This window comes from Streptomyces sp. NPDC048671, assembly GCF_055587045.1.
In genome coordinates this window covers 260,395-285,189 of the sequence record NZ_JBVJHB010000012.1, presented here as the reverse complement: position 1 = coordinate 285,189, position 24,795 = coordinate 260,395, and the positions used below count along the sequence as shown (strand labels likewise).

General features: G+C 71.2%; 18 protein-coding genes. 14 read left to right on the top strand and 4 right to left on the bottom strand.

The features are described from left to right. The first annotated feature begins 13 nt into the window (after positions 1 to 13). Positions 14 to 1,408, top strand: coding sequence for a sensor histidine kinase (locus tag ACZ6S6_RS25330; RefSeq protein ID WP_362965254.1), 1,395 nt, complete (start codon positions 14 to 16; stop codon positions 1,406 to 1,408). 32 nt (positions 1,409 to 1,440) lie between these two features. Here the strand turns inward: ACZ6S6_RS25330 and ACZ6S6_RS25325 are convergent, their stop codons facing one another. After that, the gene (locus ACZ6S6_RS25325; RefSeq protein ID WP_469707012.1) at positions 1,441 to 2,442 is read right to left on the bottom strand and encodes a TAXI family TRAP transporter solute-binding subunit; all 1,002 of its coding nucleotides are present in this window, start codon (positions 2,440 to 2,442) and stop codon (positions 1,441 to 1,443) included. Between the two features lie 135 nt (positions 2,443 to 2,577). Between ACZ6S6_RS25325 and miaB the strand changes: the two genes are divergently transcribed. Both miaB and ACZ6S6_RS25315 read left to right on the top strand, forming a co-directional pair. Then, complete coding sequence (miaB, locus tag ACZ6S6_RS25320) at positions 2,578 to 4,098, top strand: tRNA (N6-isopentenyl adenosine(37)-C2)-methylthiotransferase MiaB (protein WP_469707011.1); 1,521 nt, start codon at positions 2,578 to 2,580, stop codon at positions 4,096 to 4,098. 85 nt (positions 4,099 to 4,183) lie between these two features. Next, a complete protein-coding gene (locus tag ACZ6S6_RS25315; protein ID WP_362965260.1) occupies positions 4,184 to 4,897 on the top strand; it encodes a class III extradiol dioxygenase subunit B-like domain-containing protein in 714 nt (237 codons plus the stop codon). Between the two features lie 102 nt (positions 4,898 to 4,999). On the opposite strand, the gene ACZ6S6_RS25310 is transcribed toward ACZ6S6_RS25315, so the two are convergent. Further along, positions 5,000 to 5,236: an antitoxin gene (locus ACZ6S6_RS25310; RefSeq protein ID WP_362965262.1), complete on the bottom strand. Its 237-nt coding sequence runs from the start codon at positions 5,234 to 5,236 to the stop codon at positions 5,000 to 5,002. Positions 5,237 to 5,475: 239 nt separating this feature from the next. Here ACZ6S6_RS25310 and miaA point away from each other — a divergent pair, with 239 nt between their 5' ends. The 6 genes from miaA to hflX all read left to right on the top strand — a co-directional run bounded on the left by miaA (position 5,476) and on the right by hflX (position 13,507). Continuing rightward, entirely contained in the window at positions 5,476 to 6,414 is a 939-nt protein-coding gene (miaA, locus tag ACZ6S6_RS25305) for a tRNA (adenosine(37)-N6)-dimethylallyltransferase MiaA (RefSeq protein WP_362965264.1), read from the top strand. Positions 6,415 to 6,521: 107 nt separating this feature from the next. Further along, positions 6,522 to 6,962, top strand: a complete 441-nt coding sequence (locus tag ACZ6S6_RS25300) for a hypothetical protein (RefSeq protein WP_469707031.1) — start codon at positions 6,522 to 6,524, stop codon at positions 6,960 to 6,962. A gap of 91 nt (positions 6,963 to 7,053) precedes the next feature. After that, positions 7,054 to 7,926, top strand: coding sequence for a diaminopimelate epimerase (gene dapF, locus ACZ6S6_RS25295; RefSeq protein WP_362965266.1), 873 nt, complete (start codon positions 7,054 to 7,056; stop codon positions 7,924 to 7,926). Positions 7,927 to 8,168: 242 nt separating this feature from the next. Beyond that, entirely contained in the window at positions 8,169 to 10,283 is a 2,115-nt protein-coding gene (locus ACZ6S6_RS25290) for a RelA/SpoT family protein (RefSeq protein WP_362965268.1), read from the top strand. 110 nt (positions 10,284 to 10,393) lie between these two features. After that, complete coding sequence (locus ACZ6S6_RS25285) at positions 10,394 to 11,854, top strand: M1 family metallopeptidase (protein ID WP_469707010.1); 1,461 nt, start codon at positions 10,394 to 10,396, stop codon at positions 11,852 to 11,854. A gap of 132 nt (positions 11,855 to 11,986) precedes the next feature. After that, positions 11,987 to 13,507 (top strand): GTPase HflX, encoded by a 1,521-nt coding sequence (gene hflX, locus ACZ6S6_RS25280; protein ID WP_362965272.1) that lies wholly within the window; start codon positions 11,987 to 11,989, stop codon positions 13,505 to 13,507. A gap of 80 nt (positions 13,508 to 13,587) precedes the next feature. Here the strand turns inward: hflX and ACZ6S6_RS25275 are convergent, their stop codons facing one another. Next, positions 13,588 to 14,754, bottom strand: a complete 1,167-nt coding sequence (locus tag ACZ6S6_RS25275) for a trypsin-like serine peptidase (RefSeq protein WP_469707009.1) — start codon at positions 14,752 to 14,754, stop codon at positions 13,588 to 13,590. 237 nt (positions 14,755 to 14,991) lie between these two features. Continuing rightward, a complete protein-coding gene (locus tag ACZ6S6_RS25270) occupies positions 14,992 to 16,221 on the bottom strand; it encodes a trypsin-like serine peptidase (protein ID WP_469707008.1) in 1,230 nt (409 codons plus the stop codon). A 371-nt stretch (positions 16,222 to 16,592) separates the two neighbouring features. On the opposite strand from ACZ6S6_RS25270, the gene ACZ6S6_RS25265 reads away from it, so the two are divergent. From ACZ6S6_RS25265 to ACZ6S6_RS25245, 5 genes are all read left to right on the top strand, one after another. Continuing rightward, positions 16,593 to 17,969 (top strand): diaminobutyrate--2-oxoglutarate transaminase family protein, encoded by a 1,377-nt coding sequence (locus ACZ6S6_RS25265; RefSeq protein ID WP_469707007.1) that lies wholly within the window; start codon positions 16,593 to 16,595, stop codon positions 17,967 to 17,969. Between the two features lie 28 nt (positions 17,970 to 17,997). Further along, on the top strand, positions 17,998 to 19,890 hold the full coding sequence (locus tag ACZ6S6_RS25260; protein WP_469707006.1) for an IucA/IucC family protein: 1,893 nt from the start codon (positions 17,998 to 18,000) through the stop codon (positions 19,888 to 19,890). A gap of 63 nt (positions 19,891 to 19,953) precedes the next feature. Next, entirely contained in the window at positions 19,954 to 20,727 is a 774-nt protein-coding gene (locus ACZ6S6_RS25255) for a GNAT family N-acetyltransferase (RefSeq protein ID WP_469707005.1), read from the top strand. Between the two features lie 60 nt (positions 20,728 to 20,787). After that, positions 20,788 to 22,764 carry an IucA/IucC family protein gene (locus ACZ6S6_RS25250; RefSeq protein ID WP_469707004.1) on the top strand — a complete coding sequence of 659 codons (1,977 nt, stop codon included), beginning with the start codon at positions 20,788 to 20,790 and terminating at the stop codon, positions 22,762 to 22,764. Positions 22,765 to 22,814: 50 nt separating this feature from the next. Then, on the top strand, positions 22,815 to 24,785 hold the full coding sequence (locus ACZ6S6_RS25245; RefSeq protein ID WP_362965736.1) for an ATP-dependent DNA helicase: 1,971 nt from the start codon (positions 22,815 to 22,817) through the stop codon (positions 24,783 to 24,785). Positions 24,786 to 24,795: the final 10 nt, after the last annotated feature.

Here is a 24,795-nt window from a genome sequence, read left to right as displayed (position 1 = left end):
GCGTACGTCTCCGGTGCGTACCAGGCTGCTTCCGCTGCTCATCGTGCTCATGGCGAGTGTCCTGCTCGCGCTCGGCTTCCCGCTGGCCGTCAGCGTGGCCGCCGCCCAGCAGCAGGGCGTCGTGATCGACCGGATCGACGACACGGCACGCTTCGCCGCACTCGCCCAGTTCATCACCGAACGCACCCACGGCTACGACGAACGGCAGCGCACGCTCCAGACCGAACTGGAGACGTACGACTCCGTGTACGGCATCCGGGCGGGCGTCTTCTACCGTGACGACTCCGCGATGGCGAAGGCCCCGGCGAGCTGGCGGCTGCCAGCCGAGGGCGAGGGCCGCGAGGCGTTCAAGGAGGCGCTGCTCGGCCGTCGCAGCCACGATCCGCCGCAGGTCTGGCCCTGGCAGAACGGCCGGGTCGTCGTCGCCTCGCCCGTCGTGCGGGACGGCGACGTGGTGGCCGTCGTCGTCATCGACTCGCCCACGGCGCAGATGCGTTCCGACACACTCCGCGGCTGGCTGGTGATCGCGGCGGGCGAGGTGGTCGCGATGCTGGTGGCCGTCGGCGCGGCGATCCGGCTCACCGGCTGGGTCCTGCTGCCGGTGCGGACGTTGGACGTGGCCGCCCACGACATCGCCAGCGGCCGGATGCGGTCCCGGGTGGCGGCTTCCGGAGGGCCGCCGGAACTCAGGCGGCTGGCCCGTTCGTTCAACGAGATGGCCGACAACGTCGAGGACGTGCTGGAACAGCAGCGCGCCTTCGTCGCGGACGCCTCGCACCAGTTGCGCAATCCGCTGGCCGCCCTGCTGCTGCGGATCGAGCTGCTCGCCCTCGAACTTCCCGAGGGCAACGAGGAGATCGCCTCCGTGCGCACGGAGGGAAAGCGCCTCGGCCAGGTCCTCGACGATCTGCTCGACCTGGCCCTGGCCGAGCACGCCGCGGCCGATCTCCAGCTCACGGACATCGGCGCCCTCACCGCCGAGCGCGTCTCGTCCTGGCGGCCGGTGGCGGAGGAGAGGGGCGTACGGCTCAGGGCGGACGGCACGCCCGCCGTCACCGCCTGGACGGACCCCATAGCCCTGTCCAGCGCGCTCGACGCCATCATCGACAACGCGCTCAAGTTCACCCCCGCCCAGGAGGAGGTCCGGGTCACGGTCGCCTCCGGCAGCGAATGCGTCACGGTCGTCGTCGCGGACCGGGGGCCGGGTCTCACCGAACAGGAGCTGGAGCGGGTCGGAGACCGCTTCTGGCGCAGCTCACAGCACCAGAACGTGCGGGGGTCCGGCCTCGGCCTCTCCATCTCCCAGGCACTCCTGGCCGCGAGCCGCGGCTCCCTCACCTATGAGCGGCAGGAACCGCACGGGCTGCGGGTGACGGTGTCGGTGCCGCGCAACGGACCGCACGGCTGAGCCCACTTCCGTAGAGCGGCCGGGACGGGACGTCAGGGCTTGACCGAGCGGTAGTAGCGCTTGGCCCCTTCGTGCAGCGGCAGCGGATCCGTGTAGATCGCGGTCCGCAGATCCACCAGCTGCGCGGCGTGCACCTCGCGCCCGATGCGGTCCCGGCTGTCGATCACGGTCCGGGTGAACGCCTCGGTCATCGCCGCATCCGTACGGTCGGTGGTCACCAGCACATTGGCGACCGCCACGGTGGGCACCGCCTGGCCCTGCTGCGCGTTGCGGTAGGCGTCCGCGGGCATCACGGCCGAGCGGTAGTAGCGGGTGGAGCCGCCCGCCGCCTGGAGCTCCTTGATCAGCGGGTCCTCCAGCGGGACCAGCCGGATCGCGAACCGCTCCGAGAGGTCCGCCACCGCGGTGGTCGGCAGCCCGCCGGACCAGAAGAACGCGTCGAGCCTGCCCTCCTCCAGCAGCTTGGGCATGGTGTCGATACCCGCCGGTATCGCCGTCACGTCGTTGACCGGGTCAAGGCCGGCGGCCGTCATCAGCCGGTCGGCGACCAGCCGCACCCCCGACCCCTGCTGTCCGACCGCGACCTTCTTGCCGCGCAGGTCCGCGACCTTGCGGATCTCCGAGCCCCGGTCCACGACCAGCTGTATGTAGTCGTCGTACAGCCGGACACAGCCGCGCAGCCGCTCGGCGCCCGGCTTCCCGTCCCGCAGATAGGTGGCCACGGCGTCGGTGGTCGCGATGGTGAAATCGGCCTTCCCCGCCGCCACCCGGGCGATGTTCTGCTGAGATCCCTCGCTGGTCTGCAGCTGTACGGACACATCGGGCAGGTCCTTGGCGAGTGCGCCCTTGAGCCGCTCGCCGTAGCGCTGGTAGACGCCGCTGCGGACCCCGGTACTGAACGACAGGGTTCCGCTCGGTGTGGAATCCCCGAGCGGAAACAGCCACCAGAGGAGCAGCCCGAGCACGACGACGAGGGCGGCGCCCGCCCGGAAGGAGCGGCGCCGGCCGATTCGGGACAGTGCGGCCGGGAGCATGGCGGCGATCCTGCCAGGTCGTTCCCGGCCATGGCCAGGGGTGCCGACGGATCCTCCGCCCGCCGCGACGGCCGGAAGAAGGGTCCACAAGCCGCCCGCGACGGGAGGTGTCCGGGCAGCGCCTACCCTTGTCGCATGAGCAGCGGCAACCGGAGCGAAGCAGTGGACGTCAGAAAAAGCTACGAGGTGCGTACCTACGGGTGCCAGATGAACGTCCACGACTCCGAGCGGTTGTCGGGGCTGCTGGAGGACGCCGGCTACGTACGGGCGCCCCAGGGCTCCGACGGGGACGCCGACGTCGTCGTCTTCAACACCTGCGCGGTGCGGGAGAACGCCGACAACAAGCTGTACGGCAACCTCGGCCGGCTCGCCCCGATGAAGACGAAGCGCCCCGGGATGCAGATCGCGGTCGGCGGCTGTCTCGCCCAGAAGGACCGCGACACCATCGTCGCGCGGGCTCCCTGGGTCGACGTCGTCTTCGGTACGCACAACATCGGCAAGCTGCCCGTGCTGCTGGAGCGCGCCCGTATCCAGGAGGAGGCGCAGATCGAGATCGCCGAGTCCCTGGAGGCGTTCCCCTCGACGCTCCCCACCCGCCGCGAGTCCGCGTACGCGGCCTGGGTCTCCATCTCCGTCGGCTGCAACAACACCTGCACCTTCTGCATCGTCCCGGCGCTGCGCGGCAAGGAGAAGGACCGCCGGACCGGCGACATCCTGGCCGAGATCGAGGCCCTGGTCGCCGAGGGCGTCTCCGAGATCACCCTGCTCGGCCAGAACGTGAACGCCTACGGCTCCGAAATCGGCGACCGCGAGGCCTTCTCCAAGCTGCTGCGCGCCTGCGGGCGGATCGAGGGGCTGGAACGGGTCCGTTTCACCTCCCCCCACCCGCGCGACTTCACGGACGACGTGATCGCCGCGATGGCCGAGACCCCGAACGTGATGCCGCAGCTGCACATGCCGATGCAGTCCGGCTCCGACACGATCCTCAAGGCGATGCGGCGCTCGTACCGGCAGGAACGCTTCCTCGGCATCATCGAGAAGGTGCGCGCCGCGATGCCGGACGCCGCGATCTCCACCGACATCATCGTCGGCTTCCCCGGGGAGACCGAGGAGGACTTCGAGCAGACCATGCACGCGGTCCGGGAGGCGCGCTTCGCCAACGCCTTCACCTTCCAGTACTCCAAGCGCCCCGGAACCCCGGCCGCCGACATGGAGGGGCAGATCCCCAAGGAGGTCGTCCAGGAGCGTTACATGCGCCTGTCCGTCCTCCAGGAGGAGATCTCCTGGTCGGAGAACAAGAAGCAGGTCGGCCGCACGCTGGACGTCATGGTCGCGGAGGGCGAGGGCCGCAAGGACGGCGCGACCCACCGGCTGTCCGGCCGCGCCGCCGACAACCGCCTGGTCCACTTCACCAAGCCGGACCAGGAGGTCCGGCCCGGCGATGTGGTGACCGTCGAGATCAGCTACGCCGCCCCGCACCACCTGCTCGCCGAGGGCGCGGCCGTCGCTGTGCGGCGCACCCGGTCGGGGGACGCCTGGGAGAAGCGCAACGCCGCCCCGGCCGCCGAGCCCGCCGGCGTGATGCTGGGCCTGCCCGGGATCGGTGCCCCGGCCCCGCTGCCCGCCGCCCCGGCCCCGGGCTGCGGCTGCGACTGACGGAGCCGCACCGCTTCGCCCGCCACGGGCGTCGGGGGCGCGTGCGCCGAGGGGCGGGCGATCCCCAGCCAGTACGCTGCCCACCATGCTTGTCGCCGCCGCTGTCTGCCCCTGTCCGCCGCTGCTGGTCCCCGACGTCGCCGCCGGTGCCGCGCCCGAGCTCGACGCCGCCAGGACCGCGTGCACGGACGCCCTGGGCGTCCTGGCCGCCTCCCGGCCCGATCTGCTGATCGTGATCGGCCCGGCGGACCTCGCGGGCCGCGGACCCCATCCCGAGGGCGCCACCGGCACCTTCCGGGAGTTCGGCGTCGATCTCGCGGTACGGCTCGGGCGGGACCTGGGCACGGTCGCGGACCGGCCTCTTCCGGCGTCACTCGCGGTCGGCGCCTGGCTGCTGGCCCGTACGGGGTGGGCGGACGCCCCGGTCGAGGGGCTGGGCGTGGGGGAGCCGCTGGAGACCGGCCGCTGCACGGAGACCGGGCGGGCGCTGGCCGCGCGGGCGGACCGGGTCGCGCTGCTGGTGATGGGCGACGGCAGTGCCTGCCGCACCCTCAAGGCCCCGGGCTACCTGGACGAGCGCGCCACGGAGTTCGACGCGGCGGCCTCGCGCGCGCTGGGCGCGGCGGACACCGATGCGCTGATCGCGCTGGACGAGGCGCTGGCGTACGAGCTGAAGGCCGCGGGCCGCGCACCCTGGCAGGTGCTCGCGGGGGCCGCGCGGGGCGCCGGTCTCGACGGCCGCCTGCTGTACGACGACGCGCCGTACGGCGTGGGCTACCTGGTCGCCGCCTGGTCCTGACCCCGCGGCGGCCCTGACCGCGACGGGGCCCGCCGTACCGGCGCACGGCGGCCGCGGAGCGATGCCGCTCCGCGGCCGTCACGGTGTCCTGCCGGACCGGGGTCAGGAAGCGGGCGGCGTGGTGCCCCCGTCCTTGTGGGACAGCCGCTCCACCGCGTCCTTGGCCTTCTGGGTGCCGGACTCGATCTTGTCGCTGTACTTGCCCTTGGTCTTCTCGTCCACCGTCCGCGCGGCCTTTTGGAGCCCCTGGTCGATCTTGCCCCCGTGCTGCTGCGCGAGGTCGCTGACCTTGTCCTTCGCCGGGCTCAGCTTCGCCTTCAAATTGTCCATGAAGCCCATCGGACACCTTCTCTGCTGGGGGACTGCGTGCGAGTGTTCTCTCCGGCCCGGATACCCGCCGTGCTGTGACGCACTCTCCCGGCCGCGATATCGGCGGTCGTGGAGGACGGACGGCAGAACCGTAAGAAAACGCCCATATATACTCGACATTTTACTTGACGGGGCATCCGGACGCGTCCCCGTCCCGGCTGCCGCGTCGTCCATTCGGGAACGGCCCCCGGGTTTGCGAGACTGTCGCAGTGAGAAGTCCAGCTCCCGCACCGCGGGTCATCGCCGTCGTCGGTCCCACCGCAGCCGGAAAGTCCGACCTGGGGGTGTTCCTCGCCCAGCAGCTCGGGGGCGAAGTGGTCAACGCCGACTCCATGCAGCTCTACCGGGGGATGGATATCGGCACCGCGAAACTGACACTTGAGGAGCGCGCGTCCGTCCCGCACCTGCTGCTGGACATCTGGGACGTGACCGAGGCCGCCAGCGTCGCCGAGTACCAGCGGCTGGCCCGCACCGAAATCGACCGGCTGCTCGCCGAGGGCCGCACCCCGGTCCTGGTCGGCGGCTCCGGCCTCTATGTGAAGGGCGCGATCGACGCCCTGGAGTTCCCCGGCACGGACCCCGGCGTCCGGGCCGCGCTGGAGGCCGAACTGGCCGAACGGGGCTCCGGCGCCCTGCACGACCGGCTCGCCGCGGCGGACCCGGAAGCGGGCCGAGCCATCCTGCCGAGCAACGGGCGGCGCATCGTCCGGGCCCTCGAAGTCATCGAGATCACAGGCAAGCCCTTCACCGCCAACCTCCCCGGTAACGATGCGGTCTACGACACCGTCCAGATCGGCGTCGACGTGGCCCGCCCCGAACTCGACGGGCGCATCGCCCAGCGGGTCGACCGGATGTGGGACGCGGGCCTGGTCGACGAGGTGCGCGCCCTGGAGGCACGCGGGCTGCGGGACGGCCGCACCGCCTCCCGGGCACTCGGCTATCAACAGGTGCTCGCCGCGCTGGCCGGGGACTGTACCGAGGACGAGGCGCGCGGCGAGACCGTGCGCGCCACCAAACGGTTCGCGCGCCGCCAGGACTCCTGGTTCCGCCGCGACCCGCGTGTCCACTGGCTGAACGGCGCCGCGGCGCACCGCGGGGAACTCCCGGGCCAGGCGCTGGCGTTGATCGAACGAGCGGTCACAGCCTGATCACGTGATGGCATCGGGAAGCCCTGCCCGTCAGTTCGGCGAGTCCCGACGTGCCATCATCGAGCATCGATCGACCAGTGGAGTCCGAGTTGGGAGGGCGCGTGGCGATGGAGGCCGGCCCTCGCGACACAGAACAAGACGCACCGGACACGCAGCACGAGGCAGGACGCTTGAGCCCCGACGGGCCCGATGAGCTCGAAGTGACCCCCGAGGTCCAGGTCGAGCTGCGCCCCGCCCGCCGGCTGCGTATCTGGCAGCTCGCGCCGATCGTCACCCTCGCCGCGATGGGATCGCTGATGTTCGCCTTCCCGCTCGCCTTCGAGTTCGGTGACGGTGGTGCGGTCGTCGCCATGCTGGGGCTGCTGATCAGCTGCTGCGCCGCGGGCTGGGGCATGATGGCCGCCCGCCGCGTCGGACACACCTGGCCCGGACTGCCGTCCAAGGGCTCGGGGGAGCGCCCCGACTGGCGCGTGATCATGCTGTACGTCGCCGTGTGCGCGGCACTGGTCGCGCTGGCCGTGTGGCGCGTGGCGCGGCTGCGTTCCTGACACCGGGACGGACCCCGCCGGGCCGGCGGCAGCCTCTCCACGCGGGTGGCCGGTTCGCGGGGCTGTCGGCGCCGCCTCGTACAGTTGTCCCGTGACCACCTCGCAGATCGCCTTCCTCAAGGGCCACGGCACCGAGAACGACTTCGTGATCGTCCCGGACCCGGACAACGCCGTCGACCTGCCCGCCTCCGTCGTCGCCCGGCTCTGCGACCGCCGGGCCGGCATCGGCGGGGACGGCCTGCTGCACGTCGTGCGGTCCGCCGCCCACCCCGAGGCGCGGGCCATGGCGGACGAGGCCGAGTGGTTCATGGACTACCGCAACGCGGACGGCTCGATCGCCGAGATGTGCGGCAACGGCGTACGGGTCTTCGCCCACTACCTCCAGCGCTCCGGCTCGGTCGGGCAGGGCGATGTGGCCGTCGCCACCCGCGGCGGGGTGAAGAAGGTGCACCTCGCCAAGAACGGCGACATCACCGTCTCCATGGGCCGCGCGGAGCTCCCCGCCGACGGCGTCACCGTTACCGTCGGCGGCCGCAGCTGGGACGCCCGCAACGTGAACATGGGCAACCCGCACGCGGTCGCCTTCGTCGACGATCTGGCGCACGCCGGTGATCTGCTCTCCGAGCCGTCCTTCGGCCCGGCCGCGGTCTACCCCGACGGGGTCAACATCGAGTTCGTCGTGGACCGCGGCCCCGGCCATGTCGCGATGCGCGTCCATGAGCGCGGCTCGGGGGAGACCCGGTCCTGCGGCACCGGCGCCTGTGCCGTGGCCGTCGCCGCGGCCCGCCGGGACGCGGCAGACCCCACACTGACCGGCGCCCCGGTCACGTACACCGTCGACCTCCCCGGCGGCACGCTGGTGATCACCGAGCACCCGCACGGCGAGATCGAGATGACCGGACCGGCCGTGATCGTCGCCGAGGGCACGATCGATCCGGCCTGGCTCGAAACGCTGAACGGCTAGGTCCTTTCGCTTCGCATGAGGCCGGATCAGGGTGGATGAGGCCGGATCAGGATGCGGTGCCGGAACCCGCGAGACCGGCATGATCCAAACGAGAGGCCCTGGAGCTTCGCTCGAATGGGTGATCCGTTTCACGCTGGGCGAGAGCCGGACTCCGCCACGTGGTGGGGTCGGTAGCATCAAGCACCGGCCCGGAGGCGCGACCGCACCTTCTCACCGCCGGTCGACGTTGCCGGAGGTGCCCCATGAGCGCAGAGGCCACCAACCCAGGTGCCCCCATCCGCAGGCGGGGCCGTCCCCGGATCGACCTCCGCAGGCTGGGCCGGGTCGCCCTGCTCGGCCCGGTCTCCCGGGACCGGCTGCCGGACGCCATCGGCCATGTCGCGGAGGCGCACCGGGCCCACCATCCCGACGCCGACCTCACCGTCCTGCGCCGGGCCTACGTCCTCGCGGAGTCCTCGCACCGCGGGCAGATGCGCAAGAGCGGCGAGCCGTACATCACACACCCGCTCGCGGTCACCCTGATCCTCGCCGAACTCGGCGCCGAGACGACGACGCTGACCGCGTCGCTGCTCCACGACACGGTCGAGGACACCGAGGTGACCCTCGACCAGGTGGGGGAGGAGTTCGGCGACGAGGTCCGCTATCTGGTCGACGGCGTCACCAAGCTGGAGAAGGTCGACTACGGCGCGGCGGCCGAGCCCGAGACCTTCCGCAAGATGCTGGTGGCCACCGGGGACGACGTCCGGGTGATGTCGATCAAGCTCGCCGACCGGCTGCACAACATGCGCACGCTCGGCGTGATGCGCCCCGAGAAACAGGCCCGGATCGCCAAGGTCACCCGCGACGTACTGATTCCGCTCGCGGAACGGCTCGGGGTGCAGGCGCTCAAGACCGAGCTGGAGGATCTCGTCTTCGCGATCCTCCACCCCGAGGAGTACGCACACACCCGCGCCGTGATCTCCGCCGCCACCACTGCGGCCGACCCGCTCACCGCCATCGCCGGGAACGTCTCCTCGGTGCTGCGGGAGGCCGGTATCCCCGCCGAAGTCCTCGTCAGACCGCGGCACTTCGTCTCCGTGCACCGGGTCAGCATCAAACGCGGCGAACTGCGCGGCACCGACTTCGGACGGCTGCTGGTGCTCGTCGGCGAGGACGCCGACTGCTATGCGGTCCTCGGTGAACTCCACACCTGCTTCACCCCGGTGATCTCCGAGTTCAAGGACTTCATCGCGGCCCCGAAGTTCAACCTGTACCAGTCGCTGCACACCGCCGTGGTGGGACCCGAGGGCGAGGTCGCCGAAGTCCTCATCCGCACCCACCGGATGCACAAGGTCGCCGAGGCGGGCGTCATCGCGCTCGGCAATCCGTACGCCGCGGACAGCGTCGCGCAGACCGCCGAACCGGCCGACGGGGAACGCGCCGACCCGACCCGGCCCGGCTGGCTGTCCCGGCTCCTCCAGTGGCAGCAGTCCGCGACCGACCCCGACACCTTCTGGACCACACTCCGCGCCGACCTCGCCCAGGACCGCGAGATCACGGTCTTCCGCACCGACGGCGGCACGCTCGGCCTGCCCGCGGGCGCCAGCTGCGTCGACGCCGCCTACGCGCAGTACGGGGACGCGGCACACAGCTGTATCGGGGCCCGGGTGAACGGCCGGCTGGCCACGCTCGGCACCGCGCTCGGCGACGGCGACACCGTGCAGCTGCTCCTCGCCGAGGACACCGCTTCGGGGCCCTCGCCCAGCTGGCTCGACCACGCCCGGACACCCACGGCGCGCATCGCGATCACCGGCTGGCTCGACGCCCATCCGCAGGATCCGGAGACCGTGCCCGGCAGCCGGCCCGTGGACGCCAGGCCCGTACCGCAGCCCGCGCCGCCGGGATCCGCGGGGCCGGGCGGCCGTACCGCGAGCGCCCTGGTCGACCGGCCGGACGCCACCGTACGGCTCGCCGGCTGCTGCACCCCCGTACCGCCCGACGACGTCACCGGCTTCACGGTGCGCGGCGGCGCCGTCACCGTCCACCGGCTGGCCTGCCCCGCGGCGGCCCGTATGGAGGCCATCGGCCGGGTACCGGTCGCGGTGAGCTGGGGCGACGCGTCCGAATGCCGGGTGACGCTGGTCGCGGAGTCCTTCGGACGGCCCCGGCTGCTGGCCGACCTCACCGAGGCGATCGCCGGCGCGGACGCGGCGATCATCTCCGCCACCGTCGAACCGCCCAGTGAACAGCGCGTGCGGCACACCTACACCCTGCAACTCCCCGACGCCGCGGGCCTGCCCTCACTGATGCGCGCCATGCGTGACGTACCGGGGGTGTACGACGTGAGCCGCGCCCAGCACCCGGCCGCCGTTCTCTGACCCGGCGGGCTCCCGGGCCCGGCCCGCGTCATCGGCCACCGCGGATCTCGTTCGAGTGGCGCGGCGCGCGCCGTCCCCTGACGGGCGGGCGGCGCTGGTAGCCGTAGTCCATGCCGTTCCTCTCCCGCCGTCTGCGGGCCGCTCTGCTGGCCACCGCATCGGCCACTCTCGTCGCCGCCACCCTGCCCGCACCGGTGCCGCTCGGCATCGGTGACCCGCTCTTCCCCCACCTCGGCAACCCCGGATACGACGTACTCGCCTACGACATCGGCCTCGACTACCCGGGCCGCAACGATGAACCGCTCGAAGCCGTCACCACGATCGACGCGCGGACGACCGGGCCGCTGGACCGGATCAACCTCGACTTCACCCGGGGCACCGTGCACTCCGTCGAAGTCAACGGCCTGCGCGCCGGCTTCGCGGTCGAGGACGAGGACCTGATCGTCGAGCCGCCCGGCCGGCTCCCGGCCGGCGTGCCGCTGCGGATCACGGTCCGGCACACCAGCGACCCACGGGGGGAGCGGAACAGCGGCGGCTGGGTGCGGACCGCCGACGGACTCGCCATGGCCAACCAGGCCGACGCCGGGCACCGGGTCTTCCCCAGCAACGACCACCCGGCCGACAAGGCGTACTTCACCTTCCGGATCACCGCCCCCCAGAACCTGACGGTGGTGGCCAACGGTCTGCGCACCGGGCGTACCCGGCACGGCGACCGCACCACCTGGACCTATCGCACCGGCCACCCGATGGCCACCGAACTGGCCCAGGTCAGCATCGGGAAGTCCGCCGTCGTGCGGCGGACCGGGCCGCACGGACTGCCGGTGCGCGACGTCGTGCCGGCCGCGGACCGGAAGCGGCTGGAACCGTGGCTGAGGAAGACACCCGGGCAGCTGGCGTGGATGGAGAAGCAGGTCGGCCGCTACCCCTTCGAGAACTACGGCGTACTGATCGCCGACACCGACACCGGCTTCGAGCTGGAGACCCAGACCCTGTCGCTCTTCGAACGCCGCCTGTTCACCGACGACGGCTTCCCCGAGTGGTACGTCGACTCGGTCATGGTCCATGAGCTGGCACACCAGTGGTTCGGCGACAGCGTCTCGCCACGGACCTGGTCCGATCTCTGGCTCAACGAGGGACACGCCAGCTGGTACGAGGCGCGCTACGCGGAGGAGCACGGCGACAAGCCGCTCGAACGCCGGATGCGTGACGCCTACACCAGCTCCGACGGCTGGCGCGCCGACGGAGGACCGCCCGCGCGCCCCGACGCGCCGGCCCCCGGCGAGAAGATCAGCCTGTTCCGCCCGGTGGTCTACGACGGCAGCGCCCTCGTCCTGTACGCGCTCCGCCAGGAGATCGGCCACGGCGCCTTCGACCGGCTGGAGAGGCTCTGGGTGCGCGCGCACCGCGACTCCAACGCCGCCACGGCGGACTTCACCCGGCTGGCGTCCCGGGTGGCGGGACGCGACCTGAGCACGTTCTTCGACGGCTGGCTGTACGGGACACGTACGCCGCCCATGCCCGGCCACCCGGACTGGCACAGCACCGCACCGGCGGGCGGTAAACCCGCGTGACGGGCCGGGCGGGCCATGTCACTATCGACGGGTCGCCGCGGCGGCCGGACCGGAGCCTTCCCCGTGCGGGAATCATCCGGGGAGGTCACGCGTTGTGACTGTTACAGACCATTTCTTCGACGTAAGGATCCAATGACCTCCTCTTCTTCCCTTCCCCAGGACGCGCAGGACGCGCAGAGCGCCACGGAGAACGTCACCGAGAGCCTCAACGAGCCCCTTCGGGCCGACGCCCTGATGGAAGAGGACGTCGCCTGGAGCCACGAGATCGACGGAGAGCGGGACGGCGCACAGCTCGACCGCTCCGAGCGCGCCGCGCTGCGGCGGGTGGCAGGACTCTCCACCGAGCTCGAGGACGTCACCGAGGTCGAGTACCGGCAGTTGCGCCTGGAGCGTGTGGTGCTGGTCGGTGTCTGGACCTCGGGCACCGTGCACGACGCGGAGATCTCGCTCGCCGAGCTGGCGGCTCTCGCCGAGACGGCCGGGGCCCAGGTGCTCGACGCCGTCTTCCAGCGCCGCGACAAGCCCGACGCGGCCACCTACATCGGTTCCGGCAAGGCCCTGGAGCTGCGCGACATCGTCCTCGAAACCGGGGCCGACACCGTCGTCTGCGACGGTGAGCTCAGCCCCGGCCAGCTGATCCACCTGGAGGATGTCGTCAAGGTCAAGGTGGTCGACAGGACCGCCCTGATTCTCGACATCTTCGCCCAGCACGCCAAGTCCCGTGAGGGCAAGGCGCAAGTCTCGCTGGCACAGATGCAGTACATGCTGCCGCGGCTGCGAGGCTGGGGTCAGTCGCTGTCCCGTCAGATGGGCGGCGCCGGTTCCGGCGGCGGTGGCGGCATGGCGACCCGTGGCCCCGGTGAGACCAAGATCGAGACGGACCGGCGCCGGATCCGCGAGAAGATGGCGAAGATGCGCCGGGAGATCGCGGAGATGAAGACCGGCCGCGAGATCAAGCGCCAGGAGCGCAGGCGCAACAAGGTGCCTTCGGTCGCGATCGCGGGCTACACCAACGCCGGTAAGTCCTCACTCCTCAACCGGCTGACCGGCGCGGGCGTGCTGGTGGAGAACTCGCTGTTCGCCACCCTCGACCCGACCGTGCGCCGGGCCGAGACACCGAGCGGCCGGATCTACACCCTGGCCGACACCGTCGGGTTCGTGCGGCATCTGCCGCACCACCTCGTCGAGGCGTTCCGCTCCACCATGGAGGAGGTCGCCGAATCCGACCTGATCGTGCACGTGGTGGACGGCTCGCACCCGGTGCCGGAGGAGCAGCTCGCCGCCGTGCGCGAGGTGATCCGCGAGGTGGGTGCGGTGGACGTGCCCGAGATCGTGGTGATCAACAAGGCGGATGCCGCGGATCCGCTGGTGCTCCAGCGGCTGCTGCGCATCGAGAAGCACGCGATCGCGGTGTCGGCCAGGACCGGCGCCGGAATCGATGAGCTGCTCGCGCTCATCGACAGCGAACTGCCCCGGCCCTCGGTCGAGATCGAGGCGCTCGTGCCGTACACCCAGGGCGGCCTGGTCTCCCGGGTGCACGCCGAGGGCGAGGTGATCTCCGAGGAGCACCTGCCGGAGGGCACCCTGCTCAAGGCACGGGTGCACGAGGAACTCGCTTCGGAGCTCTCCACGTTCGTACCCGCGGTGCACTGACCGCGGCGCAGCACCGTACGGACCGACGGCCCGCTCCCCATCCAGGGAGCGGGCCGTCGGCCGTTCGTCGTGCGGTGTCGTCACTGACCGCCGAACTTGTCGCTCATCATCGTGAAGATCTCCTCGGCGCCCCGGCCCAGGTGAGGTCCGGCCAGCCAGCCCGAGGTCACCGGGCCGATGGAGGTGTTGGAGACCAGCACCAGTCTCCCGTCGTTGCCCTCGCTGAACCAGCCGCCGCCGGAGGAACCGCCGGTCATGGTGCAGCCGATGCGGTACATCGTGGGGGTGGCGGGGCTGATGGAGAGCCGGCCGGGACGGTCGACGCACTTGTGCATGATCAGGCCGCCGTACGGCGGGGCGGCTGGGTAGCCCCAGGCGCCCATCGCGCTGATCTGCTTGGCCTCGGGGGCGTCGAAGTCGACCGCCAGAGCGTTGCCCACGGTCTCCTCCAGGGACTTCGTGCCCTTCTCCGGCCTCACATGCAGGACCGCGTAGTCGTACGGCGCGCCCTCGCCACCGGTGGGGCCTCCGTCGGCCAGCCACTCGCCGGAGGTGGTGGCCCAGTCGGCCCAGTAGGCGCCGTAGGGGGCGATCTCCTGGGGCTGCGCGTTCCGGAGCGCGGCGGCGTCCTTGCCCTGGTCGTTGTACGCGGGAACGAAGACGATGTTGCGGTACCAGCCGCCCCGGGAGCCGGCGTGGACGCAGTGGCCGGCGGTCCACACCAGGTTGGACCTGCCCGGGTTCTCCGGGTCCTTGACGACCGTGCCCGAGCAGACCATGTGGCCCTCGGGGGAGTCGAAGAACACCTTGCCGACCGGCGCCGCGTAGTCGTGGTACGGCGTCTTCTCGCGCTCGGCGCTGACCGGCTTCGGCTCGGGGTCGCTGACGCCCTGGCCGCCGGAGAGGTCGCCGGCGGACATGGTCTTGGCCGGGTCCTTGGCGGACTTCATCCGGTCGGGCTTCCACAGCCCGTCGATGACCGGGTTCACGAAGTCCTTGGCCTCACGCAGCCACTTGTCCTTGTTCCAGTTCTTCCACTCGCCGTTCTTCCACTTCTCCGGGTCGACACCGTGCTTCTTCAGCGTGTCGGCCAGACCGGCGGACAGGCCGCCGTCGCCGGCACCGGCGGTCTCCGTGGCGGCGGGCTTGTCGGCCGCCTTGTCCTCGCTCGAACCGCAGGCCGTGGCGGTCAGAGTCAGCGCGGCGACGAGGCCGGTGACCGCGAGCAGCGGACGTATGGATCGCATGGAAAAGATTCCCCCTGAAATCTTATGAATGGCATGAGCGTGTCATGCGAAACGCCGGCCGGACCGGCTGTCGGTGACGATGCGGGACCACCCTGTGCGGGGTGTGGGGGCCCGGAAGAAGGCCCGGACGGCCCGTCGACAGGTCAGGGGCCTTCGGTTCCGGCGGGCGGCATTCCCGCCGGAACCGAAGGCCCCTGACCGGCCGTCACCCGTGCCTGGACGGGTGACGATCCGTCCTCACTGTCCCGCGTACTTCTTGCTGACCGAGTCGTAGACGCCCTTGGCCTCCTTGCCGAGGCGCGGACCGGCCAGCCAGCCGGCCTTCACCGGGCCGATGGAGGTGTTCGAGACCAGTGCGGGCTTGCCGTCCCGGCCCGCCGCGACCCAGCCGCCACCGGAGGAACCACCGGTCATGGAGCAGCCGATGCGGTACATCGTCGGGTCGGCCTTGGTGAGCGAGAGCCGGCCCGGCTTGTCCTTGCACTGGAACAGCTTCTGGCCGTCGTACGGCGGCGCGGCCGGGAAGCCGGTGGCCGTCATGCCGGCGATCTCGGGGACGGCCGGGGCGTTGAACTCGACGGGCAGCGCCGCACCGACGGTCTCCTCCAGGGACTTCCCGTTCGAGCCCTTCTCCGGTGTCACGTGCAGCACCGCGAAGTCGTACGGGGCGCCCAGACCGCCGACCGAGGAACCCTGGTCGATCCACTGCTCGGAGGTCTGCGCCCACGCGCCCCACCACACGCCGTACGGGGCGACCTTCTCCTTGGGCGGGTTGTTCCGGAGCTCAGCGGTCGACAGGCCGCTGTCGTTGTACGACGGCACGAAGGCGATGTTGCGGTACCAGCCGCCCTTCTTGCCCGCGTGGACGCAGTGGCCGGCGGTCCACACCATGTTGGACTTGCCGGGGTGCGCAGGGTCCTTCACCACGGTCGCCGAGCAGACCATCGAGCCCTCGGGGCCGTCGAAGAACAGCTTTCCGGACTCGGCGGCGTTGGCGTGGAGCGGAGTCTTCACGCCCACGGCCTGGACCGGCGCGGGAGTCGGGTCGGTCACGCCCTCGTCACCCGAGATGTCGTTGTCGACGGGCTTCTCGGGCGACTTGTCCGCGTCCCGCATCCGGTCCGGGTCCCAGAGGCCCGCGATGATCGGATTGATGAAGTCCTTGGCCTCACGCAGCCACTTGTCCTTGTCCCAGTTCTTCCAGTCGCCGTTCTTCCACTGGCCGAGGTCGATCCCGTGCTCCTTGAGCCGGTCCTTGAGATCGTCCGGGACGGTGATCTTGTTGTCCGACGTCCGGCCCGCGGAGCTGCCGCTCGGCTCGGCGCTCGCACCGTCGTCGTCCGGTCCGCAGGCGGTCGCGGTGAGGGCGAGGACGGCGGCGACCGCCGCGGTGGCGAGCACGGGGGAGGAGGAACGACGGGCGCTCCCCCCACGGCGTGCGGTGGCTGCTGGTCGAATGAGTCGCATCTGGTGATCCCCCTGGGACTTCGTAACTCAACGCTTCTGTACTGCACTTCTGCACGGCGCACCGGACTCCGTACGGCACACCGGACGGTTCCCCGGATGGCGTTCCGGGACTGCTCCGGAGGTGCCGCGGCCGCCGGGAAGCTGTCCCGGAGGCTCGGCGCGGTCCCCCACTATGCCGGTGCCGGTGTGGACGGTGTGCGGCAGGGGCATGGTTCCGCTCCGCAAGGATCTTCAGATTTACCCGTGATCCCCTGCGTCCTGCGTCGTTGGTACATCCGGGGGACACAGGGACAGAGTTCACCCCCGCAGTCCGTCCCTGCGGAATCGTGCTGACGTGCAACGCAACTGTTACAGCGGGAGGATCAAGAGCCGTGGCCGTGACCGAACCAGCTCCGGCGCCGCCCGCGGCGTACGAGGGAATCCTGCGCCGCCAGGCCATGCGCGAGTCGGCCGCCCGTACCTACGCCCGGTCGCTGCCGATCGTCCCGGTACGGGCCCGGGGGCTGACGATCGAGGGCGCGGACGGGCGGCGCTATCTCGACTGCCTGTCGGGAGCCGGGACGTTGGCCCTCGGGCACAACCACCCGGTCGTCCTGGAAGCGATCAAGAAGGTCCTCGACTCAGGCGCACCCCTGCATGTGCTCGATCTGGCCACCCCGGTCAAGGACGCCTTCACGACGGAGCTGTTCGCCACGCTGCCGTCCGAGTTCGCGGACGACGCGCGGATCCAGTTCTGCGGACCCGCCGGTACGGACGCCGTCGAGGCGGCGTTCAAGCTGGTCCGCTCCGCCACCGGACGCAACGGCCTGCTCGCCTTCACCGGCGCCTATCACGGCATGACAGCCGGCGCCCTCGCGGCATCCGGCGGCGCCGGGGACGTCCGGGTGACCCGTCTCCCCTTCCCCCAGGACTACCGCTGCCCCTTCGGTATCGGCGGCGAGCGCGGCGCGCGGATTGCCGCGCGGTGGACCGAGACGGTGCTGGACGACCCGAAGAGCGGAACGCCCGCGCCGGCCGGAATGATCCTCGAACCGGTACAGGGTGAGGGCGGCGTCAACCCCGCCCCGGACGGCTGGATGCGCCGGATGCGGGAAATCACCGCGTCCCGGTCCATCCCTCTGATCGCGGACGAGGTCCAGACCGGCGTCGGCAGGACCGGTGCCTTCTGGGCCGTCGAGCACAGCGGGGTCGTTCCCGATGTGATGGTGCTCTCCAAGGCCATCGGCGGCTCCCTCCCGCTCGCTGTGATCGTCTACCGCTCTGAACTCGACACCTGGCAGCCCGGTGCCCACGCGGGCACCTTCCGCGGCAACCAGCTCGCGATGGCGGCAGGCACGGCCACCCTCGCCCACGTCCGGGAGAACAAGCTCGCCGAGCGGGCCGGGATCCTCGGCGCCCGGATGCTGGCGAGCCTGCGGGCACTCGCCGCGGACCACCCGTGCATCGGCGACGTCCGAGGACGTGGCCTGATGATCGGGGTGGAACTTGTCGACCCCGAGGCGGCCCCGGTGGACGGCGGTAACGAGCCCCCGCCCGACCCGGTCCTCGCCGTCGCCGTCCAGCAGGAGTGCCTGCGCCGAGGCCTCATCGTCGAACTCGGCGGCCGTCACTCCACGGTCGTACGCCTGCTACCTCCCCTCACGCTCACCGACGAACAGGCAACAGCGGTCATCGACCGCCTTGCCGACGCCATGGCAGCCGCGGAGCGCTCACCGCACCGACGGACCGCGACCGGGTCGATCCGCTGATCCGGACACCATCACAGGAAAGACCGCCGTGAACCCCACCCCCGCGCCCGAGGCCGACGGCCCTCCCTCCAGCCCCCACCGAGGAGAGGCCGGAACATCCGGCCACCTCACTGTCGAGCCGACGACCGTGCCGCGTCAGAAGGAGGTGCCGCACGGTCAGTGGTACGCCTCCAGGGCAACGCCCGCCTGCCCGGCACCGGCCGCCGACCCCCTGGACCACCCGGACCCGGTCCAGGCCGCGGACGCCGCCGGCATCGAGAACCTGCTGCGCTGCTGGGTCCGCGAATGCGATCTGCCCCGCCCGGAGGGGGAGACCCTCCGCATCCCGCTGACCGCGAGCGGCACCGCCCTGCTCGTCCCCGTCCGCCACTGGTCGGCCACGGGCTGGCACCGCTTCGGCGCGCCCGTCCTGGAACAGGCACCCGACGGGGCACCCACCGCGGACGCCGTCACCGTCGCCGCTCTCCTGGGCCGCGAGGCCGACCACAACGAGGGCGCCGACATGGTGGCCAGGGTGGCCGACTCGGTAAGGCGAACCGCCGGATTCATCGACAGCCAACGCCGCCGCCCCACTGCTCCTGCCGAGGCCGACCTCTTCCTCACCGCGGAGCAGTCACTTCTCCTCGGACATCCTCTCCACCCCTCTCCCAAAAGCCGCGAAGGTCTCTCCGACTCCGAATCCCGCCTCTACTCACCTGAGTTGAACGGCTCCTTCCCTCTCCACTGGATGGCCGTCGACCGGTCCGTACTGGCATCCGACTCCGCATGGACCGACCAGGGCCGACCGGTGCCGGCGACGGAACTCGTGGCCCGGCACGCCGAGGGGCTGCGATTCCCCGAGCACACCGCGCCGATTCCGCTCCACCCCTGGCAGGCCCGGGAACTGGGGAACCGGCCCGAGGTCGCCGCCCTGCTCGACGCCGGACTCGTGCACGATCTGGGCCCGTACGGAGCGCGTTGGCACCCCACCTCGTCGGTGCGCACCGTGCAGCGGCCCGGCGTCGACACCATGCTGAAGCTCTCCCTCGGACTGCGCATCACCAACTCCCGCCGTGAGAACCTCCGCAAGGAACTCCACCGGGGGGTGGAGGTCCACCGTCTGCTGCGCAGCGGACTCGCCACGCAGTTGCACCTGGCCCAGCCCGGTTTCGACATCATCCGGGACCCCGCATGGCTCGCGGTCGACACCCCGGACGGCGAGCCCGTCCACGGCTTCGACGTCATGCTGCGCCACAACCCCTTCGGCCGGCACGACGACGCGGTCTGCATCGCCGGACTCACCGCGCCGCGCCCCTGGCCGGGCCGGGAAGGCATGCACTCCCGCCTCGCCGACCTCGTCCGCCGGCTCACCGCAGGCACCGGACGGACCACGACCGCCGTCGCCGCCGAGTGGTTCCTGCGCTACCTCGACCGTGTCGTGCGGCCGGTGCTCTGGCTCGACGCACACGCCGGGGTCGCCCTCGAAGCCCACCAGCAGAACACCCTGGTCATGCTCGACGCCGAGGGCTGGCCGGTCGGCGGCCGCTACCGCGACAATCAGGGCTACTACTTCCGTGAGTCACACCGCTCGGCCCTTGAGCGCAGGCTCCCCGGCATCGGATCGGTCAGCGACACCTTCGTCTCCGATGCCGTCACCGACGAGCGCTTCGCGTACTACCTCGGCATCAACAACGTGTTCGGTCTGATCGGAGCGTTCGGTGCCCAGCGGCTCGCCGACGAAAGGATGCTCCTCGCCGCCTTCCGCCGGTTCCTGGCAGCGGCCACCGGGCTGGGATCCCCGCTCCCCGCACACCTGCTGGAGACTCCGCGCCTGCGCTGCAAGGCCAACATGCTGACCCGGCTGCACGGCCTCGATGAACTCGTCGGCCCCGTCGACACCCAGTCCGTCTACGTCACCATCACCAACCCCCTTTGCTGCTGAAGGAACCCCACTGGGCCCGAAGCGACCTCGTCGTCCGAATTGCTGAGAGAGGAGAGCATCACCGTGCCTCCCACCGACGCACACGCCGAACCCGGAACCGGCCCTGCCCTCCAGGCCGGTACGGGGGCCGAGGACACGCTGGATCTCGAGCTCACCGATGACCTCCTCGCATTCCTGGCGCAGGACATACCAGGCATACGCGGCACACCGGGCACGCACGGCACACCCGGCACACCCGGCACCGAGTGCCGAGCAGCCGTCTCCGAACTGCTCGACCGGCCGGCCGTTTCGTGGAAGCCCGTCACCACGCCGGCCGGAGTGTTCCAGCTCGTGCCCGTGCGGCTGGAGCGCGACCTCGCGGTGATCAGCCGCTGGATGAACGACCCTGCCGTGGCGGCCTTCTGGGAACTCGCCGGAGCCGAAACCGTCACGGCGGAGCATCTGATGCCCCAACTCGACGGCGACGGACGCAGCCTCCCCTGCCTCGGGGTGCTGTCAGGCGTCCCCATGAGCTATTGGGAGATCTACCGCGCCGACCTGGACCCGTTGGCCCGCCATTACCCCGCCCGCCCGCATGACACCGGAATCCACCTCCTCATCGGTGAAGTGAACAATCGCGGCCACGGAGTCGGCACCTCGCTGCTCAGGGCCGCCTCCGACCTCGTACTCGACAACCGACCCCTGTGTACACGAGTCGTCGCCGAACCGGACCTCCGAAATACCCCTTCCGTCTCCGCCTTTCTCAGCGCCGGATTCCGCTTCTCCGCGGAGGTCGAACTCCCGGACAAGCGGGCCGCGCTGATGATTCGCGACCGAGCCAACCGTGCCCAGCTGTGAACCATCTGCTGCCTTCTCTACACCGCTCGAACCCCATCGGTTCCATCCCGAGGAGTCCCCGTGCCCACATATCCTGCGAGCCATGATTCAGCGGAGTCGCCCGCGCTGCTCAGCACTCCAGAACTGAACCGGGCGGTGTGGGACCGAGCCGCCGCCCGGATGCTTGCGAAGATGCTCGGCGAATTCGCCTACGAGGAAGTCATCCAGCCGGTTCCGCGATCCGCCGGGGGCGTTACGTACACCCTCGTGCTGGACGACGGCGGAAGCCTGATCTTCACCGCCGGGCGGGGGGTCTACGGCAGCTGGCGGGTCGCCCCCGACTCGATCCGCGAGGCGACCACCGCCGAGACCGAGGCACACGCACTCGCCGCGACCCCGGCCGAAGCGCCCGAAGCGCCCACCCCACCCGTCGCGCCCGCCGCGCCGGGGCCTGACATGCCCGCCGAGCCCGGCCGCCGGGCCGGACATCCCGATCCGGCCCAGGGCTCCGTCCCCGCCGGCGTCCCCTTCCGCGACCCGCTCCTCTTCCTCGCCCGCGCCCGCCGTCTCCTCGGGCTCGACGGCGCCACCCTCGGCCACCTCGTCCGCGAGCTCACCACCACGCTCACCGCCGACGCCCGCCTCGACCACGGCGCGCTCAACGTCGCCGAGCTGGCCGACCTCGACTACGCGGAACTCGAAGGACACCAGACCGGCCACCCCTGGATCGTCGCCAACAAAGGGCGGCTCGGATTCTCCGCCACCGACGCGTCCCGCTTCACCCCCGAGGCCCGCAGGCCGGTCAGACTGCCGTGGATCGCCGTCTCCTCCCGGATCGCCGCCTACCGGGGCGTGAACTCGCTCGCCTCCGCCGAGCAGCTCTACGCCCAGGAGCTCGACCCAGCGGTCCGCGAGTCCTTCGCCGCCGCCCTCCGCGCCCGGGGCCTCGACCCCGACGACTACTACTGTCTGCCCGTCCACCCCTGGCAGTGGGACGAATGGATCGTGCCCCTGTTCGCTCCGGCCATCGCCGCGGGCGACATCGTCCCCCTGCACGTCGACCCGGATCTGCGGCTGCCCCAGCAGTCCATCCGTACCTTCGTCAACCTTGAGCGGCCCGACCGGCACACCGTCAAACTGCCGCTGTCGATCCTCAACACACTGGTCTGGCGCGGGCTCCCCACCGAACGCACCCTCGCCGCCCCCGCGGTCACCGGCTGGGTCCAGGGGCTGCGCGACGGCGATCCCTTCCTGCGCGACACCTGCGGCGTCATCCTGCTCGGAGAGGTGGCATCGGTCACGGTCGAGCACCCGCTGTACGACCACCTCCCCGAGACGCCGTACCAGTTCAAGGAGATCCTCGGCGCGATCTGGCGCGAGCCCCTCCTTCCGCGTCTGGCACCCGGCGAGCGTGCCCGCACCCTCGCCTCGCTGCTGCTCACCGATCCGCAGGGCCGCTCCTTCACCGCCGAGCTGGTCGCCCGCTCGGGACTGACCCCCACCGCGTGGCTGACCCGGCTCTTCGCCGCGCTGCTCCCGCCGCTCCTGCACTTCCTCTACCGCTACGGCACCGTGTTCTCACCGCACGGCGAGAACGCCATCGTCGTCTTCGACGGCCAGGACGTCCCCGTGCGTCTGGCGATCAAGGACTTCGTGGACGACGTGAACGTCAGCGCCCGGCCGCTGCCGGAGCACGACACCATGCCGCCCGACGTACGCCGCGTCCTGCTCACCGAGGAGCCGGCCTTCCTCACCCAGTTCATCCACTCCGGGCTCTTCACCGGCGTCTTCCGCTTCCTCTCCCCGCTCTGCGAGGAGCAGCTGGGCGTTCCGGAGGCCGAATTCTGGTCACTCGTCCGGGCGGAGATCCTGCGCCACCACGCCCGCTTTCCCGAGCTGAAGGACAGGTTCGAGATGTTCGACATGCTGACGCCGCGCATCGAACGCCTCTGTCTGAACCGCAACCGCCTGCATCTGGACGGCTACCGGGACCGCCCCGAGCGACCGCACGCGGCGGTCCACGGCACGGTGGCCAACCCGCTCCACCCCTCCGCGTGAGGCCGGGACTGATCGCTGTTGTCAGTGGCGCCCCGTAGGCTGGTCGCGCTATGACGAAGCCATCCCTCCCCGAGCTCCTGCACGCCGCCGTGACCGCCGTCGGCGGTACGGAGCGGCCCGGTCAGGCCGCCATGGCCGACGCGGTCGCCGTGGCCGTAGACGACCATTCCCACCTGCTCGTCCAGGCCGGTACCGGCACGGGCAAATCGCTCGGCTATCTGGTGCCCGCCCTGGCGCACGGCGAGCGTGTCGTGGTGGCCACAGCGACCCTGGCCCTCCAGCGCCAGCTGGTGGAGCGGGATCTGCCACGTACGGTCGACGCCCTGCATCCGCTGCTGCGCCGCCGCCCCCAGTTCGCGATGCTCAAGGGCCGGTCGAACTACCTCTGTCTGCACCGCCTCCACGAAGGAGTGCCGCAGGAGGAGGAAGAGGGGCTCTTCGACCAGTTCGAGGCCGCGGCCCCGTCGAGCAAGCTCGGCCAGGACCTGCTGCGGATGCGGGACTGGTCGGACGAGACGGAGACCGGCGACCGTGACGACCTCACCCCGGGTGTCTCCGACCGTGCCTGGGCGCAGATCTCCGTCTCCTCCCGCGAGTGCCTGGGCGCCAGCAAGTGCGCGTACGGGGCGGAGTGCTTCGCCGAACAGGCCCGTGAGCGGGCGAAGCTCGCCGATGTGGTGGTCACCAACCACGCGCTCCTCGCCATCGACGCCATCGAGGGCGCCCCGGTGCTCCCGCAGCACGAGGTGCTGATCGTCGACGAGGCCCATGAGCTGGTCTCCAGGGTCACCGGCGTGGCCACCGGCGAGCTCACCCCCGGCCAGGTCGGCCGAGCGGTGCGGCGCGCGGCGAAGCTGGTCAACGAGAAGGCCGCCGACGCGCTGCTGAGCGCGTCGGAGGGTTTCGAGCGCGTGATGGAGCTGGCGCTCCCCGGCCGCCTTGAGGAGGTGCCGGAGGATCTGGGCTACGCGCTGATGGCCCTGCGCGACGCGGCACGTACGGTGATTTCCGCCCTCGGCTCCACCCGGGACAAGTCCGTCCAGGACGAGGACGCCGTCCGCAAGCAGGCACTGGCCTCGGTGGAGACCATCCACGGTGTCGCCGAACGCATCACGCAGGGCTCCGAGTACGACGTCGTCTGGTACGAACGCCACGACCGCTTCGGTGCCTCCGTAAGGGTCGCCCCGCTCTCCGTCTCCGGACTGCTGCGGGAGAAGCTCTTCACGGACCGCTCCGTCGTACTCACCTCGGCCACGCTGAAGCTCGGCGGCGATTTCAACGGAGTGGGAGCGTCACTCGGGCTCGCACCCGAAGGCACCGCGGGCGACGACATCCCGCAGTGGAAGGGGCTCGACGTCGGCTCGCCCTTCGACTACCCGAAGCAGGGAATCCTGTACGTCGCCCGGCATCTGGCGACACCCGGCCGGGAGGGCTCCCGCACTGACATGCTGGACGAGCTCGCCGAACTGGTGGAGGCCGCGGGCGGCCGCACCCTCGGGCTGTTCTCGTCCATGCGGGCCGCCCAGTCGGCCGCCGAGGAGCTGCGGAGCCGGCTGGACAGGCCGATCCTGCTCCAGGGCGAGGAGACACTGGGAGAGCTGATCAAGAACTTCGCGGCCTCCCCGGAGACCTGTCTCTTCGGCACGCTCTCGCTCTGGCAGGGCGTGGATGTCCCCGGGGCGAGCTGTCAGCTGGTGGTCATGGACCGGATCCCGTTCCCCCGCCCCGACGACCCGCTGATGAGCGCCCGCCAGAAGGCGGTCGAGGAAGCGGGGGGCAACGGCTTCATGGCCGTCGCGGCGACACACGCCGCACTGCTGATGGCGCAGGGCGCCGGCCGGCTCGTCCGTGCCACCGGCGACAAGGGCGTCGTCGCGGTGCTCGATCCGCGGCTCGCCAATGCCCGGTACGGGAGCTATCTGCGCGCCTCACTCCCCGACTTCTGGTACACGACCGACCGCAATCAGACGCGTCGCTCGCTCGCCGCGATCGATGCCGCCGCGAAGGCGGAGGAGAAGTAGTCCCGGACGG